Origin of the sequence: Streptomyces sp. NPDC051963 (genome assembly GCF_044593495.1) — a bacterium.
In the GTDB taxonomy this organism is placed as follows: domain Bacteria; phylum Actinomycetota; class Actinomycetes; order Streptomycetales; family Streptomycetaceae; genus Streptomyces.
This window is the reverse complement of sequence record NZ_JBIUCC010000009.1, coordinates 291,488-305,181: the sequence shown is the minus strand read 5'-3', so window position 1 is coordinate 305,181 and position 13,694 is coordinate 291,488. Positions and strand designations below refer to the sequence as shown.

General features: G+C 65.5%; 25 protein-coding genes. All 25 read left to right on the top strand.

What is annotated here, in order from left to right:
- The first annotated feature begins 323 nt into the window (after positions 1-323).
- Positions 324-632 (top strand): 30S ribosomal protein S10, encoded by a 309-nt coding sequence (rpsJ, locus tag ACIHFB_RS35800; RefSeq protein ID WP_003948644.1) that lies wholly within the window; start codon positions 324-326, stop codon positions 630-632.
- Between the two features lie 17 nt (positions 633-649).
- Positions 650-1,294: a 50S ribosomal protein L3 gene (gene rplC, locus ACIHFB_RS35795; protein ID WP_053753931.1), complete on the top strand. Its 645-nt coding sequence runs from the start codon at positions 650-652 to the stop codon at positions 1,292-1,294.
- Positions 1,295-1,302: 8 nt separating this feature from the next.
- Positions 1,303-1,959 (top strand): 50S ribosomal protein L4, encoded by a 657-nt coding sequence (gene rplD / locus ACIHFB_RS35790; RefSeq protein WP_365281115.1) that lies wholly within the window; start codon positions 1,303-1,305, stop codon positions 1,957-1,959.
- On the top strand, positions 1,959-2,378 hold the full coding sequence (gene rplW / locus ACIHFB_RS35785; protein ID WP_365281112.1) for a 50S ribosomal protein L23: 420 nt from the start codon (positions 1,959-1,961) through the stop codon (positions 2,376-2,378). The genes rplD and rplW overlap by 1 nt, the downstream gene beginning before the upstream one ends.
- 38 nt (positions 2,379-2,416) lie before the next feature.
- Positions 2,417-3,253, top strand: coding sequence for a 50S ribosomal protein L2 (gene rplB / locus ACIHFB_RS35780; RefSeq protein ID WP_365281109.1), 837 nt, complete (start codon positions 2,417-2,419; stop codon positions 3,251-3,253).
- A gap of 12 nt (positions 3,254-3,265) precedes the next feature.
- A complete protein-coding gene (rpsS, locus tag ACIHFB_RS35775) occupies positions 3,266-3,547 on the top strand; it encodes a 30S ribosomal protein S19 (RefSeq protein WP_007384069.1) in 282 nt (93 codons plus the stop codon).
- Positions 3,548-3,588: 41 nt separating this feature from the next.
- Entirely contained in the window at positions 3,589-3,936 is a 348-nt protein-coding gene (rplV, locus tag ACIHFB_RS35770) for a 50S ribosomal protein L22 (protein WP_365281104.1), read from the top strand.
- On the top strand, positions 3,936-4,772 hold the full coding sequence (gene rpsC / locus ACIHFB_RS35765; protein ID WP_365281101.1) for a 30S ribosomal protein S3: 837 nt from the start codon (positions 3,936-3,938) through the stop codon (positions 4,770-4,772). The genes rplV and rpsC overlap by 1 nt, the downstream gene beginning before the upstream one ends.
- 5 nt (positions 4,773-4,777) lie before the next feature.
- Positions 4,778-5,197, top strand: a complete 420-nt coding sequence (gene rplP, locus ACIHFB_RS35760) for a 50S ribosomal protein L16 (RefSeq protein ID WP_210591640.1) — start codon at positions 4,778-4,780, stop codon at positions 5,195-5,197.
- Positions 5,197-5,421 carry a 50S ribosomal protein L29 gene (gene rpmC, locus ACIHFB_RS35755; protein WP_005481220.1) on the top strand — a complete coding sequence of 75 codons (225 nt, stop codon included), beginning with the start codon at positions 5,197-5,199 and terminating at the stop codon, positions 5,419-5,421. The genes rplP and rpmC overlap by 1 nt, the downstream gene beginning before the upstream one ends.
- Positions 5,421-5,708 (top strand): 30S ribosomal protein S17, encoded by a 288-nt coding sequence (gene rpsQ / locus ACIHFB_RS35750; RefSeq protein ID WP_053753927.1) that lies wholly within the window; start codon positions 5,421-5,423, stop codon positions 5,706-5,708. The genes rpmC and rpsQ overlap by 1 nt, the downstream gene beginning before the upstream one ends.
- A 101-nt stretch (positions 5,709-5,809) precedes the next feature.
- Positions 5,810-6,178 (top strand): 50S ribosomal protein L14, encoded by a 369-nt coding sequence (gene rplN / locus ACIHFB_RS35745; protein ID WP_003998823.1) that lies wholly within the window; start codon positions 5,810-5,812, stop codon positions 6,176-6,178.
- Between the two features lie 2 nt (positions 6,179-6,180).
- On the top strand, positions 6,181-6,504 hold the full coding sequence (gene rplX / locus ACIHFB_RS35740) for a 50S ribosomal protein L24 (protein ID WP_003992365.1): 324 nt from the start codon (positions 6,181-6,183) through the stop codon (positions 6,502-6,504).
- Positions 6,504-7,061 (top strand): 50S ribosomal protein L5, encoded by a 558-nt coding sequence (gene rplE, locus ACIHFB_RS35735; protein WP_307661676.1) that lies wholly within the window; start codon positions 6,504-6,506, stop codon positions 7,059-7,061. The genes rplX and rplE overlap by 1 nt, the downstream gene beginning before the upstream one ends.
- A 5-nt stretch (positions 7,062-7,066) precedes the next feature.
- Positions 7,067-7,252: a type Z 30S ribosomal protein S14 gene (locus ACIHFB_RS35730; protein ID WP_003948630.1), complete on the top strand. Its 186-nt coding sequence runs from the start codon at positions 7,067-7,069 to the stop codon at positions 7,250-7,252.
- A 210-nt stretch (positions 7,253-7,462) separates the two neighbouring features.
- Positions 7,463-7,861, top strand: a complete 399-nt coding sequence (rpsH, locus tag ACIHFB_RS35725; RefSeq protein WP_007384075.1) for a 30S ribosomal protein S8 — start codon at positions 7,463-7,465, stop codon at positions 7,859-7,861.
- A 24-nt stretch (positions 7,862-7,885) separates the two neighbouring features.
- On the top strand, positions 7,886-8,425 hold the full coding sequence (gene rplF / locus ACIHFB_RS35720) for a 50S ribosomal protein L6 (RefSeq protein ID WP_266683869.1): 540 nt from the start codon (positions 7,886-7,888) through the stop codon (positions 8,423-8,425).
- A 3-nt stretch (positions 8,426-8,428) separates the two neighbouring features.
- Positions 8,429-8,812: a 50S ribosomal protein L18 gene (rplR, locus tag ACIHFB_RS35715; RefSeq protein WP_365281094.1), complete on the top strand. Its 384-nt coding sequence runs from the start codon at positions 8,429-8,431 to the stop codon at positions 8,810-8,812.
- 40 nt (positions 8,813-8,852) lie between these two features.
- Positions 8,853-9,461, top strand: coding sequence for a 30S ribosomal protein S5 (gene rpsE, locus ACIHFB_RS35710; RefSeq protein ID WP_030671799.1), 609 nt, complete (start codon positions 8,853-8,855; stop codon positions 9,459-9,461).
- A complete protein-coding gene (gene rpmD / locus ACIHFB_RS35705) occupies positions 9,461-9,643 on the top strand; it encodes a 50S ribosomal protein L30 (RefSeq protein WP_005481207.1) in 183 nt (60 codons plus the stop codon). Before rpsE ends, rpmD begins: the two co-directional genes overlap by 1 nt.
- Positions 9,644-9,645: 2 nt before the next feature.
- The gene (gene rplO / locus ACIHFB_RS35700; protein ID WP_003974249.1) at positions 9,646-10,101 is read left to right on the top strand and encodes a 50S ribosomal protein L15; all 456 of its coding nucleotides are present in this window, start codon (positions 9,646-9,648) and stop codon (positions 10,099-10,101) included.
- Positions 10,102-10,344: 243 nt separating this feature from the next.
- Positions 10,345-11,658, top strand: a complete 1,314-nt coding sequence (secY, locus tag ACIHFB_RS35695) for a preprotein translocase subunit SecY (RefSeq protein WP_365281090.1) — start codon at positions 10,345-10,347, stop codon at positions 11,656-11,658.
- Entirely contained in the window at positions 11,658-12,320 is a 663-nt protein-coding gene (locus ACIHFB_RS35690; protein WP_365281087.1) for an adenylate kinase, read from the top strand. The genes secY and ACIHFB_RS35690 overlap by 1 nt, the downstream gene beginning before the upstream one ends.
- 134 nt (positions 12,321-12,454) lie before the next feature.
- Positions 12,455-13,291: a type I methionyl aminopeptidase gene (map, locus tag ACIHFB_RS35685; protein ID WP_365281084.1), complete on the top strand. Its 837-nt coding sequence runs from the start codon at positions 12,455-12,457 to the stop codon at positions 13,289-13,291.
- Between the two features lie 143 nt (positions 13,292-13,434).
- Complete coding sequence (gene infA / locus ACIHFB_RS35680; RefSeq protein WP_003948620.1) at positions 13,435-13,656, top strand: translation initiation factor IF-1; 222 nt, start codon at positions 13,435-13,437, stop codon at positions 13,654-13,656.
- The last annotated feature ends 38 nt before the right edge of the window (positions 13,657-13,694 follow it).

The following is a 13,694-nucleotide window of genomic DNA, read 5'->3' as shown; positions in this document are numbered from 1 at the left end:
TCGGTCGAGTGTTGATGCTGCGCGCCTCCCGCCGGGAGGACCGGAAGCGAGTCCCACAGTACTCGTCGCCCTAACTGCCTTACGGCAGCGCTGGGGCGGACGTACGGGAATCTTCCGGGAAGTGTCAGTGCGGCACCGACCAGGCACCCGGTGGGCTTTCGCCCTCGGCTTGCGGTTCCGTAAGGGCCGTGTTCCCCAGCAAGGGATGTTCCATATGGGACATCTGTGTCAGCGGGAGTGCGACACGCCCGACCGCGTGGGTCGGAGGAAACGAAGTGGACACCGGGTCCAGAGCGTACGAGAGACAGGACTACTGAGTAGCCATGGCGGGACAGAAGATCCGCATCCGGCTCAAGGCCTACGACCACGAGGTCATCGACAGCTCGGCGAAGAAGATCGTCGAGACGGTGACGCGTACTGGTGCGTCGGTCGCGGGCCCGGTGCCGCTGCCCACTGAGAAGAACGTGTACTGCGTCATCAAGTCGCCGCACAAGTACAAGGACTCGCGCGAGCACTTCGAGATGCGCACGCACAAGCGCCTGATCGACATTCTCGACCCGACCCCCAAGACCGTTGACTCTCTGATGCGACTCGACCTCCCGGCCGGTGTCGACATCGAGATCAAGCTCTGAGGGTCGGTGATCTGAGAATGGCTAAGCAGATCAAGGGCATCCTGGGCGAGAAGCTCGGCATGACGCAGGTGTGGGACGAGAACAACCGTGTTGTTCCGGTCACCGTCGTCAAGGCCGGCCCGAACGTCGTGACCCAGGTCCGTACGAATGACAGTGACGGCTACGAGTCGGTCCAGATCGCCTTCGGCGAGATCGACCCGCGCAAGGTGAACAAGCCCCTCAAGGGTCACTTCGCCAAGGCCGACGTCACCCCCCGTCGCCACCTCGTCGAGATCCGCACCGCGGACGCCTCCGAGTACACCCTCGGCCAGGAGATCACGGCCGAGGTGTTCGAGGCCGGGATCAAGGTCGACGTCACCGGCAAGAGCAAGGGCAAGGGCTTCGCCGGTGTCATGAAGCGTCACAACTTCAAGGGCCTCGGCGCCGGTCACGGCACCCAGCGCAAGCACCGCTCGCCCGGTTCCATCGGTGGCTGCGCCACCCCGGGCCGTGTGTTCAAGGGCCTCCGCATGGCGGGTCGTATGGGCAACGAGCGGGTCACCACCCAGAACCTGACCGTCCACGCCGTTGACGCGGAGAAGGGTCTGCTGCTCATCAAGGGCGCGGTTCCCGGTCCGAACGGCGGCCTCGTCCTGGTCCGCACCGCGGCCAAGGGGGCCTGAGGTAACCGATGAGCACTGTTGACATCCTTTCGCCGGTGGGCGACAAGGCCGGTACCGTCGAGCTCCCCGCGGAGATCTTCGACGTAGAGAAGATCAGCGTTCCGCTGCTTCACCAGGTCGTCGTCGCACAGCTGGCCGCTGCCCGCCAGGGCACGCACAAGACCAAGACCCGCGGTGAAGTCCGTGGTGGTGGCAAGAAGCCTTACCGCCAGAAGGGCACCGGCCGCGCCCGCCAGGGTTCGACCCGTGCGCCGCAGTTTGCCGGCGGTGGCGTCGTCCACGGCCCGCAGCCGCGTGACTACTCGCAGCGGACCCCGAAGAAGATGAAGGCCGCGGCCCTGCGCCACGCCCTCACCGACCGGGCCCGCAACAACCGCATCCACGTCGTCTCCGGCGTCATCGAGGGTGAGAACCCGTCGACGAAGGCCGCGAAGACGCTCTTCGGCAAGATCAGCGAGCGCAAGAACCTGCTGCTCGTCATCGAGCGCGCCGACGAGGCCGCGTGGCTGTCCGCCCGCAACCTGCCCCAGGTCCACATCCTGGAGCCGGGCCAGCTGAACACGTACGACGTTCTCGTCTCGGACGACGTGGTCTTCACCCAGGCCGCATTCGAGTCCTTCGTGTCGGGCCCGAAGGCCAATGACACCGAAGGGAGCGAGGTCTGATGGCCATCCGTCACCCCGCTATCGCCTCGAAGGCCGCCAAGGCCGCCAAGGCCGCGCGCGTCGCCAAGGCGCGCCGCCACGAGGCCGAGGGCAAGAACACCGTCGTCACCCCGCTGAGCAAGTCGTACACGGACCCCCGTGACGTCCTGCTGAAGCCGGTCGTGTCGGAGAAGAGCTACGCGCTCATCGACGAGAACAAGTACACGTTCCTGGTCGACCCGAGTGCCAACAAGACCCAGATCAAGCAGGCCGTCCAGGCGGTCTTCTCGGTCAAGGTCACCGGGGTCAACACGATCAACCGCCAGGGCAAGCGCAAGCGGACCCGCACCGGCTTCGGCCAGCGTGCGGCCACCAAGCGCGCGATCGTGACCCTCGCTGAGGGCGACCGTATCGACATCTTCGGCGGTCCGACCGCGTAAGCGGGTCGGATCGTCCGATATCGGACGAGGACTGAGAAATGGGAATCCGCAAGTACAAGCCGACTACGCCGGGCCGTCGCGGCTCCAGCGTCGCCGACTTCGTCGAGGTCACGCGGTCCACGCCGGAGAAGTCGCTGGTCCGCCCGCTGCACAGCAAGGGCGGCCGTAACAACGCCGGTCGTGTGACCGTTCGCCACCAGGGTGGCGGACACAAGCGCGCCTACCGAGTGATCGACTTCCGTCGTCACGACAAGGACGGCGTGCCGGCGAAGGTCGCGCACATCGAGTACGACCCCAACCGCACCGCGCGCATCGCGCTGCTGCACTACGCCGACGGCGAGAAGCGCTACATCCTCGCCCCGCGCAACCTGCAGCAGGGTGACCGCGTCGAGAACGGTCCCGGGGCCGACATCAAGCCGGGCAACAACCTGGCGCTCCGCAACATCCCGGTCGGTACCACGATCCACGCGATCGAGCTCCGTCCGGGCGGCGGCGCCAAGTTCGCCCGCTCCGCCGGCACCTCCGTGCAGCTGCTCGCGAAGGAGGGCTCGATGGCCCACCTCCGCATGCCGTCCGGTGAGATCCGTCTGGTCGACGTGCGCTGCCGCGCCACCGTCGGCGAGGTCGGCAACGCCGAGCAGAGCAACATCAACTGGGGCAAGGCCGGCCGCAAGCGCTGGCTGGGCGTCCGCCCGACCGTTCGCGGTGTGGCGATGAACCCGGTTGACCACCCCCACGGTGGTGGTGAGGGCAAGACCTCCGGTGGTCGCCACCCGGTCAGCCCCTGGGGTCAGAAGGAAGGTCGTACTCGTTCGCCCAAGAAGGCGTCGAACAAGTACATCGTCCGCCGCCGCAAGACGAACAAGAAGCGCTAGGAGCGGGTTTAGATGCCGCGCAGTCTCAAGAAGGGGCCCTTCGTCGACGACCACCTGATCAAGAAGGTGGACGCCCAGAACGAAGCCGGTTCCAAGAACGTCATCAAGACCTGGTCCCGTCGCTCGATGATCGTCCCGGCCATGCTGGGCCACACGATCGCGGTGCACAACGGCAAGACCCACATTCCGGTGTTTGTCACCGAGTCGATGGTCGGCCACAAGCTCGGCGAGTTCTCGCCGACGCGCACCTTCCGGGGTCACGTCAAGGACGACCGGAAGTCGAAGCGCCGCTAACGCGGGGTGGAATGACCATGACAGACACTGGAAGGACAACCATGGAAGCCAGGGCCCAGGCGCGGTACATCCGCGTCACGCCCATGAAGGCCCGCCGCGTGGTGGACCTCATCCGTGGCATGGATGCCACGGAGGCTCAGGCGGTCCTGCGTTTCGCCCCGCAGGCCGCTAGCCAGCCGGTGGGCAAGGTGCTCGACAGCGCCATCGCCAACGCCGCGCACAACTACGACCACACCGATGTCGACAGCCTCTTCGTTTCCGAGGCGTACGTCGACGAGGGTCCGACCCTGAAGCGGTTCCGTCCGCGTGCCCAGGGCCGTGCCTACCGGATCCGCAAGCGGACCAGCCACATCACCGTGGTCGTCAGCAGCAAGGAAGGAACCCGGTAATGGGCCAGAAGGTAAACCCGCATGGGTTCCGGCTCGGTGTCACGACCGACTTCAAGTCGCGTTGGTACGCCGACAAGCTGTACAAGGACTACGTCAAGGAAGACGTCGCCATCCGTCGGATGATGACGTCCGGCATGGAGCGCGCCGGTATCTCGAAGGTTGAGATCGAGCGCACCCGTGACCGTGTCCGCGTGGACATCCACACCGCGCGTCCGGGCATCGTCATCGGCCGCCGCGGCGCCGAGGCCGACCGCATCCGCGGTGACCTGGAGAAGCTGACCGGCAAGCAGGTCCAGCTGAACATCCTCGAGGTCAAGAACCCGGAGACGGACGCTCAGCTGGTGGCCCAGGCCGTCGCCGAGCAGCTGTCCTCCCGCGTCTCCTTCCGCCGTGCCATGCGCAAGAGCATGCAGTCGGCGATGAAGGCGGGCGCCAAGGGCATCAAGATCCAGTGCGGTGGCCGTCTCGGCGGCGCCGAGATGTCCCGCTCGGAGTTCTACCGCGAGGGCCGTGTGCCCCTGCACACGCTCCGCGCGAACGTCGACTACGGCTTCTTCGAGGCCAAGACGACCTTCGGCCGTATCGGTGTGAAGGTCTGGATCTACAAGGGCGATGTCAAGAACATCGCTGAGGTCCGCGCCGAGAACGCTGCCGCCCGTGCGGGTAACCGCCCGGCTCGCGGTGGCGGCGCTGGCGACCGTCCGGCCCGTGGTGGCCGTGGTGGTGGCGAGCGGCGCGGTCGCAAGCCGCAGCAGCAGGCTGCCGGCGCCGAGGCCCCCAAGGCCGAGGCTCCCGCTGCCGCCGCTCCGGCTGAGAGCACCGGAACGGAGGCCTGACCGACATGCTGATCCCCCGTAGGGTCAAGCACCGCAAGCAGCACCACCCGAAGCGCCGCGGTCAGGCCAAGGGCGGTACGACGGTTGCGTTCGGCGAGTACGGCATCCAGGCCCTCACGCCGGCGTACGTGACCAACCGCCAGATCGAGGCGGCCCGTATCGCCATGACCCGCCACATCAAGCGTGGTGGCAAGGTCTGGATCAACATCTACCCGGACCGCCCGCTCACGAAGAAGCCTGCCGAGACCCGCATGGGTTCCGGTAAGGGTTCTCCGGAGTGGTGGGTCGCGAACGTGCACCCGGGCCGGGTCATGTTCGAGCTGTCCTACCCCAACGAGAAGATCGCGCGCGAGGCCCTGACCCGTGCGGCTCACAAGCTGCCGATGAAGTGCAAGATCGTCAAGCGCGAGGCAGGTGAAGCGTGATGTCGGCCGGTACCAAGGCGTCCGAGCTGCGCGAACTGGGCGACGAGGAGCTTCTCAACAAGCTCCGCGAAGCCAAGGAAGAGCTGTTCAACCTCCGCTTCCAGGCGGCGACGGGCCAGCTCGAGAACCACGGTCGGCTCAAGGCCGTCCGTAAGGACATCGCGCGGATCTACACCCTGATGCGTGAGCGCGAGCTGGGCATCGAGACGGTGGAGAGCGCCTGATGAGTGAGAGCAACGTGACTGAGCAGACTGCAGAGGCCCGCGGCTTCCGCAAGACCCGTGAGGGTCTCGTCGTCAGCGACAAGATGGACAAGACCGTCGTCGTCGCCGTCGAGGACCGCGTCAAGCACGCGCTGTACGGCAAGGTCATCCGCCGTACGAACAAGCTCAAGGCGCACGACGAGCAGAACGCTGCGGGCGTCGGCGACCGTGTCCTCCTCATGGAGACGCGTCCGCTGTCCGCGACGAAGCGCTGGCGCATCGTCGAGATCCTCGAGAAGGCCAAGTAATTCCTGCGGGCATCCCCGCAGGACAGTTCCGCCAGGCTCGGCGAGCTCCGTAAGTCACTTACGGAGCTCGCCGGGAACCGGCAGACAAACAGGAGATAGACGTGATCCAGCAGGAGTCGCGACTGCGTGTCGCCGACAACACTGGTGCGAAGGAGATCCTTTGCATCCGTGTGCTCGGTGGCTCCGGTCGCCGCTACGCGGGCATCGGTGACGTCATCGTCGCCACCGTCAAGGACGCGATCCCCGGTGGCAACGTGAAGAAGGGTGACGTCGTCAAGGCGGTCATCGTTCGCACCGTCAAGGAGCGCCGCCGTCCGGACGGCTCGTACATCCGCTTCGACGAGAACGCCGCTGTCATTCTGAAGAACGACGGCGACCCTCGCGGCACCCGTATCTTCGGCCCGGTCGGCCGTGAGCTGCGCGAGAAGAAGTTCATGAAGATCATCTCGCTCGCGCCGGAGGTGCTGTAAGCATGAAGATCAAGAAGGGCGACCTGGTCCAGGTCATCACCGGCAAGGACAAGGGCAAGCAGGGCAAGGTCATTGCCGCTTTCCCGCGCGAGGACCGCGTCCTGGTCGAGGGTGTCAACCGGGTCAAGAAGCACACCAAGGCCGGTCCGACCGCTCGCGGTTCGCAGGCCGGCGGCATCGTCACGACCGAGGCGCCGATCCACGTCTCCAACGTCCAGCTGGTCGTTGAGAAGGACGGCAACAAGGTTGTCACGCGTGTCGGCTACCGCTTCGACGACGAAGGCAACAAGATCCGCGTTGCCAAGCGGACGGGTGAGGACATCTGATGGCTACCACCACCACTCCGCGTCTGAAGACGAAGTACCGCGAGGAGATCGCGGGCAAGCTGCGTGAGGAGTTCTCCTACGAGAACGTCATGCAGATCCCCGGCCTCGTCAAGATCGTGGTCAACATGGGTGTGGGCGACGCCGCCCGCGACTCCAAGCTGATCGACGGCGCCATCCGCGACCTCACCACGATCACCGGTCAGAAGCCGGCCGTCACCAAGGCCCGCAAGTCCATCGCGCAGTTCAAGCTGCGTGAGGGTCAGCCGATCGGTGCCCACGTCACGCTCCGTGGCGACCGCATGTGGGAGTTCCTGGACCGCACCCTGTCGCTCGCGCTGCCGCGCATCCGCGACTTCCGCGGTCTGTCCCCCAAGCAGTTCGACGGCCGTGGCAACTACACCTTCGGTCTCACGGAGCAGGTCATGTTCCACGAGATCGACCAGGACAAGATCGACCGCGTCCGGGGTATGGACATCACCGTGGTCACCACGGCGACCAACGACGCCGAAGGCCGTGCCCTTCTCCGTCACCTCGGCTTCCCCTTCAAGGAGGCGTAAGCGAGATGGCGAAGAAGGCTCTGATTGCCAAGGCTGCTCGTAAGCCCAAGTTCGGCGTACGTGGCTACACGCGCTGCCAGCGCTGCGGCCGTCCGCACTCCGTGTACCGCAAGTTCGGCCTCTGCCGCGTGTGCCTTCGTGAGATGGCTCACCGTGGCGAGCTGCCGGGCGTGACCAAGAGCTCCTGGTAGTCCCGTACTTCGGGATTCCGGAAGCTCTCGGTAAGTAAAGGGCAGTGTCAGGGGCCCACCTCTCCATGGCTTAGGCTTGGAGGGTTGGGCGCCTGACGCCCATACGACTTACTACGCCGTAGGTCCACCGCGCCGCACCCGTCCCGTCTCGGATCGGGGAGAGGGATGGCGCACCAGGAAACCCCGGCGAGAGAGGCCGAAGGCCAATTCATGACCATGACTGATCCGATCGCAGACATGCTTACGCGTCTGCGGAACGCGAACTCGGCATACCACGACTCCGTGACGATGCCGGCATCGAAGATCAAGTCGCACATCGCGGAGATCCTCCAGCAGGAGGGCTTCATCACGGGCTGGAAGGTCGAGGACGCCGAGGTCGGCAAGAACCTCGTTCTCGAGCTGAAGTTCGGCCCGAACCGTGAGCGCTCCATCGCGGGCATCAAGCGGATCTCCAAGCCCGGTCTCCGGGTGTACGCGAAGTCCACCAACCTGCCCAAGGTCCTCGGTGGCCTCGGCGTGGCGATCATCTCCACGTCGCACGGTCTCCTGACCGACAAGCAGGCCGGCAAGAAGGGCGTAGGCGGAGAAGTTCTCGCCTACGTCTGGTAGCGGAAGGGAACGGAGGAAACAGCTATGTCGCGCATTGGCAAGCTCCCCATCACGGTTCCCGCCGGCGTGGACGTCACCATCGACGGCCGTACGGTTTCGGTCAAGGGCCCCAAGGGTTCCCTGACTCACACCGTTGCCGCGCCGATCGACATCGCCAAGGGTGAGGACGGCGTTCTCAACGTCACCCGCCCCAACGACGAGCGTCAGAACAAGGCCCTGCACGGCCTGTCCCGCACGCTGGTGGCGAACATGATCACCGGCGTGACCCAGGGTTACGTGAAGAAGCTCGAGATCAGCGGTGTCGGTTACCGCGTTGCGGCCAAGGGCTCGAACCTCGAGTTCGCGCTCGGCTACAGCCACTCGATCACCGTCGAGGCGCCCGAGGGCATCTCGTTCAAGGTCGAGAACCCGACGCACTTCTCGGTCGAGGGCATCGACAAGCAGAAGGTCGGCGAGGTTGCGGCCAACATCCGCAAGCTGCGCAAGCCCGACCCGTACAAGGCCAAGGGCGTCAAGTACGAGGGCGAAGTCATCCGCCGCAAGGTCGGAAAGGCGGGTAAGTAAGCCATGGCATACGGACAGAAGATCCTCAAGGGCGACGCCTACAAGCGCGCCGCGATCAAGCGCCGTCACATCCGGATCCGTAAGCGGATCGCCGGTACGGCGGAGCGTCCCCGCCTGGTCGTTACCCGCTCCAACCGCCACATCGTGGCCCAGGTGATCGACGACATCCAGGGTCACACCCTGGCGTCGGCGTCCACCCTGGACACCTCGATCCGTGGTGCTGAGGGTGACAAGTCGGCGCAGGCCAAGCAGGTCGGCGCCCTGGTCGCCGAGCGTGCCAAGGCCGCCGGCGTCGAGGCCGTCGTATTCGACCGTGGTGGCAACCAGTACGCCGGGCGCATCGCCGCTCTGGCGGACGCCGCCCGCGAAGCCGGACTGAAGTTCTAGCCGGTTCCGTAGCTAGCGGAGACAGAGAGAGGTAATTCCAATGGCTGGACCCCAGCGCCGCGGTGGCGGTGCCGGTGGCGGCGAGCGGCGGGACCGGAAGGGCCGTGACGGTGGCGCAGCTGCCGCCGAGAAGACCGCGTACGTTGAGCGCGTTGTCGCGATCAACCGCGTCGCCAAGGTTGTGAAGGGTGGTCGTCGCTTCAGCTTCACTGCGCTCGTCGTAGTGGGCGACGGTGACGGCACCGTGGGTGTCGGCTACGGCAAGGCCAAGGAGGTGCCGGCCGCCATCGCCAAGGGTGTTGAGGAGGCCAAGAAGCACTTCTTCAAGGTCCCCCGTATCCAGGGCACCATCCCGCACCCGATCACGGGTGAGAAGGCTGCCGGCGTCGTCCTGCTCAAGCCCGCGTCCCCCGGTACCGGTGTTATCGCCGGTGGCCCGGTGCGTGCCGTGCTCGAGTGCGCCGGTATCCACGACGTGCTGTCGAAGTCGCTCGGCTCGTCCAACGCGATCAACATCGTGCACGCGACCGTGGAGGCCCTGAAGGGTCTGCAGCGTCCCGAGGAGATCGCGGCCCGCCGTGGTCTGCCCCTCGAGGACGTCGCTCCCGCGGCTCTGCTGCGTGCGCGTGCCGGGGCTGGTGCTGCGTAATGGCTCAGCTCAAGATCACGCAGACGAAGTCGTACATCGGCAGCAAGCAGAACCACCGTGACACCCTGCGTTCCCTTGGTCTCAAGGGGATCAACACGCAGGTCGTCAAGGAGGACCGCCCCGAGTTCCGCGGCATGGTGCACACCGTCCGCCACCTCGTGACGGTCGAGGAGGTCGACTGATCATGGCGGAGAACAACCCGCTCAAGATCCACAACCTCCGTCCGGCCCCCGGCGCCAAGACCGCCAAGACCCGTGTCGGTCGTGGTGAGGCGTCGAAGGGTAAGACGGCCGGTCGTGGTACCAAGGGCACCAAGGCCCGCTACCAGGTTCCGGAGCGCTTCGAGGGTGGGCAGATGCCCCTCCACATGCGTCTCCCGAAGCTCAAGGGCTTCAAGAACCCGTTCAAGACCGAGTTCCAGGTCGTGAACCTCGACAAGCTGGCCGCGCTGTACCCGGAGGGTGGCGAGGTCACCGTCGAGGGTCTCGTCGCCAAGGGTGCCGTTCGCAAGAACAGCCTCGTCAAGGTGCTCGGCCAGGGCGAGATCTCCGTGGCGCTTCAGGTGACGGTCGACGCCGTCTCCGGCTCCGCCAAGGAGAAGATCACCGCCGCCGGCGGCACCGTCACCGAGCTCGTCTGAACACCACAGGCGTCTCGATGACTTGAGCGATCCCGACCGGGGATACCCCACAAATGGGGTATCCCCGGTTGGTCGTTCCAAGGGTGGCAGTCCCGCGGGTAAGGTGGCCTGCACTGCCAACTTTTACTGAGTGCGTCGCATGAGGCACTCTGAGCGGCAGTTGACCGTTACGTATGTCGTTATCCATCGGAAGCTCACAACCGTCACCCTTGACGCAGTAGCGCGGGGGTCGCAGGAGGCACCGTGCTCACCGCGTTCGCCCGGGCGTTCAGGACGCCCGACCTGCGCAAGAAGCTGCTCTTCACGCTCGGCATCATCGTGGTGTACCGGGTTGGTACGCACATCCCGATCCCGGGTGTCGACTATCAGAACGTCCAGACCTGTATCGATGTGGCCAAGGGCAACCAGGGGCTGTTCGGTCTGGTGAACATGTTCAGCGGCGGTGCGTTGCTGCAGATCACGATCTTCGCGCTCGGCATCATGCCGTACATCACCGCGAGCATCATCCTGCAGCTGCTGACGGTGGTGATCCCGCGGCTCGAGGCCCTGAAGAAGGAGGGCTCGGCCGGCACAGCGAAGATCACGCAGTACACCCGTTATCTGACCGTGGCCCTGGCCATCCTCCAGGGCACCGGCCTGGTCGCCACCGCCCGCACCGGCGCGCTCTTCCAGGGCTGCCCCGTGGCCGGCGAGATCGTTCCGGACCAGTCGATCTTCGTGACCATCACCATGGTCATCACCATGACCGCCGGTACGGCCGCCGTCATGTGGCTCGGTGAGCTCATCACCGACCGCGGCATCGGCAACGGCATGTCGATCCTGATGTTCATCTCGATCGCCGCCACGTTCCCGTCCGCTCTGTGGACCATCAAGCAGCAGGGCACCCTGGCCGACGGCTGGATCGAGTTCGGCACCGTCATCCTCGTCGGCCTGTTCATGGTCGGCCTGGTGGTCTTCGTGGAGCAGGCCCAGCGCCGTATCCCGGTGCAGTACGCGAAGCGCATGATCGGCCGCCGGTCCTACGGCGGTACGTCCACCTACATCCCGTTGAAGGTGAACCAGGCGGGTGTGATTCCCGTCATCTTCGCGTCGTCACTTCTCTACATCCCGGCGCTGATCGCTCAGTTCTCCGGTGGTAACTCGAGCTGGAAGACGTGGATCGAGTCACACCTGGTGAAGGGTGACCACCCGATTTACATCACTCTGTACTTCTTGCTCATCGTGTTCTTCGCGTTCTTCTACGTGGCCATCTCCTTCAACCCCGAAGAAGTAGCCGACAACATGAAGAAGTATGGTGGCTTCATCCCGGGCATCCGGGCTGGCCGACCGACCGCTGAGTACCTGAGTTACGTACTCAACCGGATCACCTGGCCGGGTTCGCTGTATCTGGGTCTGATCGCTCTCGTCCCGACAGTGGCGTTGGCTGGTTTCGGGGCAAACCAGAGCTTCCCCTTCGGCGGTACCAGCATCCTGATCATCGTGGGTGTCGGTCTCGAGACGGTGAAGCAGATCGAGAGCCAGCTCCAGCAGCGCAATTACGAAGGGTTCCTCCGCTGATGCGAATCGTCCTCGTCGGGCCGCCGGGCGCCGGTAAGGGTACGCAGGCCTCGCGCCTTGCCGAGAAGCTGCGCATCCCGCACATCTCCACGGGCGACCTTTTCCGCGCGAACATCAGCCAGCAGACGGAGCTCGGCAAACTCGCGAAGTCCTACATGGACGCCGGAAACCTGGTCCCGGACGAGGTCACGATCGCGATGGCCAAGGACCGCATGAAGCAGCCCGACGCGGAGAACGGCTTCCTGCTCGACGGCTTCCCGCGGAATGTCTCGCAGGCCGAGGCGCTGGACGAGGTTCTGGAGGCCGAGGACGTCAAGCTGGACGCGGTCCTGGACCTCGAGGCACCCGAGGAAGAGGTCGTGAAGCGGATCGCCGGGCGGCGGATCTGCCGCAGGGACTCGGCGCATGTGTTCCATGTGACGTACAGCCCGCCGAAGAAGGCCGGTGTCTGTGACGTCTGCGGCGGCGAGCTGTACCAGCGCGACGACGACTCCGAGGACACGGTTCGCAAGCGGCTCGAGGTCTACCACACGCAGACCGAGCCGATCATCGACTACTACAAGACACAGGGTCTGGTCGTGACGATCAATGCCATGGGTCCGGTGGACGAGGTCACGGGTCGCGCGCTGGAAGGCCTGAAGCGCGAGGGCGTCGAGAAGTAGTCATTTGTACGTTGCTGTAGCCGCGGTTCCCCGTCGGGGGGCCGCGGCTGCTGCGTGAGAGCGGACGCAGACCGCGCACGTATGGTTGTTGGAGCAGCCCCATTTCTCCCCGTTCCAGAAAGGCCACCGCCGCCATGGTCCAGATCAAGTCCCCTGAGCAGATCGCCAAGATGCGTGAGGCGGGGCTGGTCGTTGCCGCCATTCATGCGGCGACGCGGGAGGCGGCTGTGCCGGGTGCCTCCACGAAGGACTTGGACGAGGTGGCGCGGAAGGTCCTCGCGGAGCACGGGGCCAAGTCGAACTTCCTCGGATACGGCGGCTTCCCGGCCACCATCTGCACCTCCGTGAACGAGGTCGTGGTCCACGGCATCCCGTCCGACGAGGTCGTCCTCAAGGACGGCGACGTCATCTCCGTCGACGCCGGCGCGATCATCGAGGGCTGGCACGGCGACGCGGCGTACACCGTCTTCGTCGGCTCCGGTCACGCTCCGGAACTGGTCGAGCTCTCCCGGGTGACGGAGGAGTCGATGTGGGCCGGCATCGCGGCGATGAAGCAGGGCAACCGCCTGGTGGACGTCTCCCGCGCCATCGAGACGTACATCCGCCGCCAGCCCAAGCCCGGCGGCGGCCGCTACGGCATCATCGAGGACTACGGCGGCCATGGCATCGGCACCGAGATGCACATGGACCCCCATCTGCTGAACTACGTCGAGAAGCGCCGCGGCAAGGGCCCGAAGCTGGTGCCCGGCTTCTGCCTGGCCATCGAGCCGATGGTGTCCCTGGGCACCCCGAAGACCGAGGTCCTCGCGGACGACTGGACGGTCGTCACCACGGATGGCACGTGGTCGTCGCACTGGGAGCACTCCGTCGCTCTCACCGAGCAGGGGCCGCTGGTTCTGACCGCGCCCGACGGCGGAAAGGCCAAGCTCGCCGAGTACGGGATCACCGCGGCGCCGGATCCGCTGGCTTAATGATCTCCGGCCTGGGGCAGACTTCCACGATTCGTCTTTCCGGGTGCGCTGACGTAGACTGACTCGTCGGCTCTCGTGCACCCGCATGCCTGCATGCGCCCCGCAAGGGAGCCGATCAAGGTAGTCGATTCGAAGGGCGAAGCGTGGCCAAGAAGCAAGGTGCCATCGAGATCGAGGGCACTGTCGTCGAGTCTCTTCCGAACGCCATGTTCAAGGTCGAGCTCCAGAACGGCCACCAGGTCCTGGCACATATCAGCGGCAAGATGCGTATGCACTACATCCGCATCCTCCCTGACGACCGGGTCGTGGTGGAGTTGTCTCCGTACGACCTGACGCGTGGCCGGATCGTCTACCGCTACAAGTAGATCTTGCCTGTGCCCCGGCTCGCCGGGGTGGTGGCACT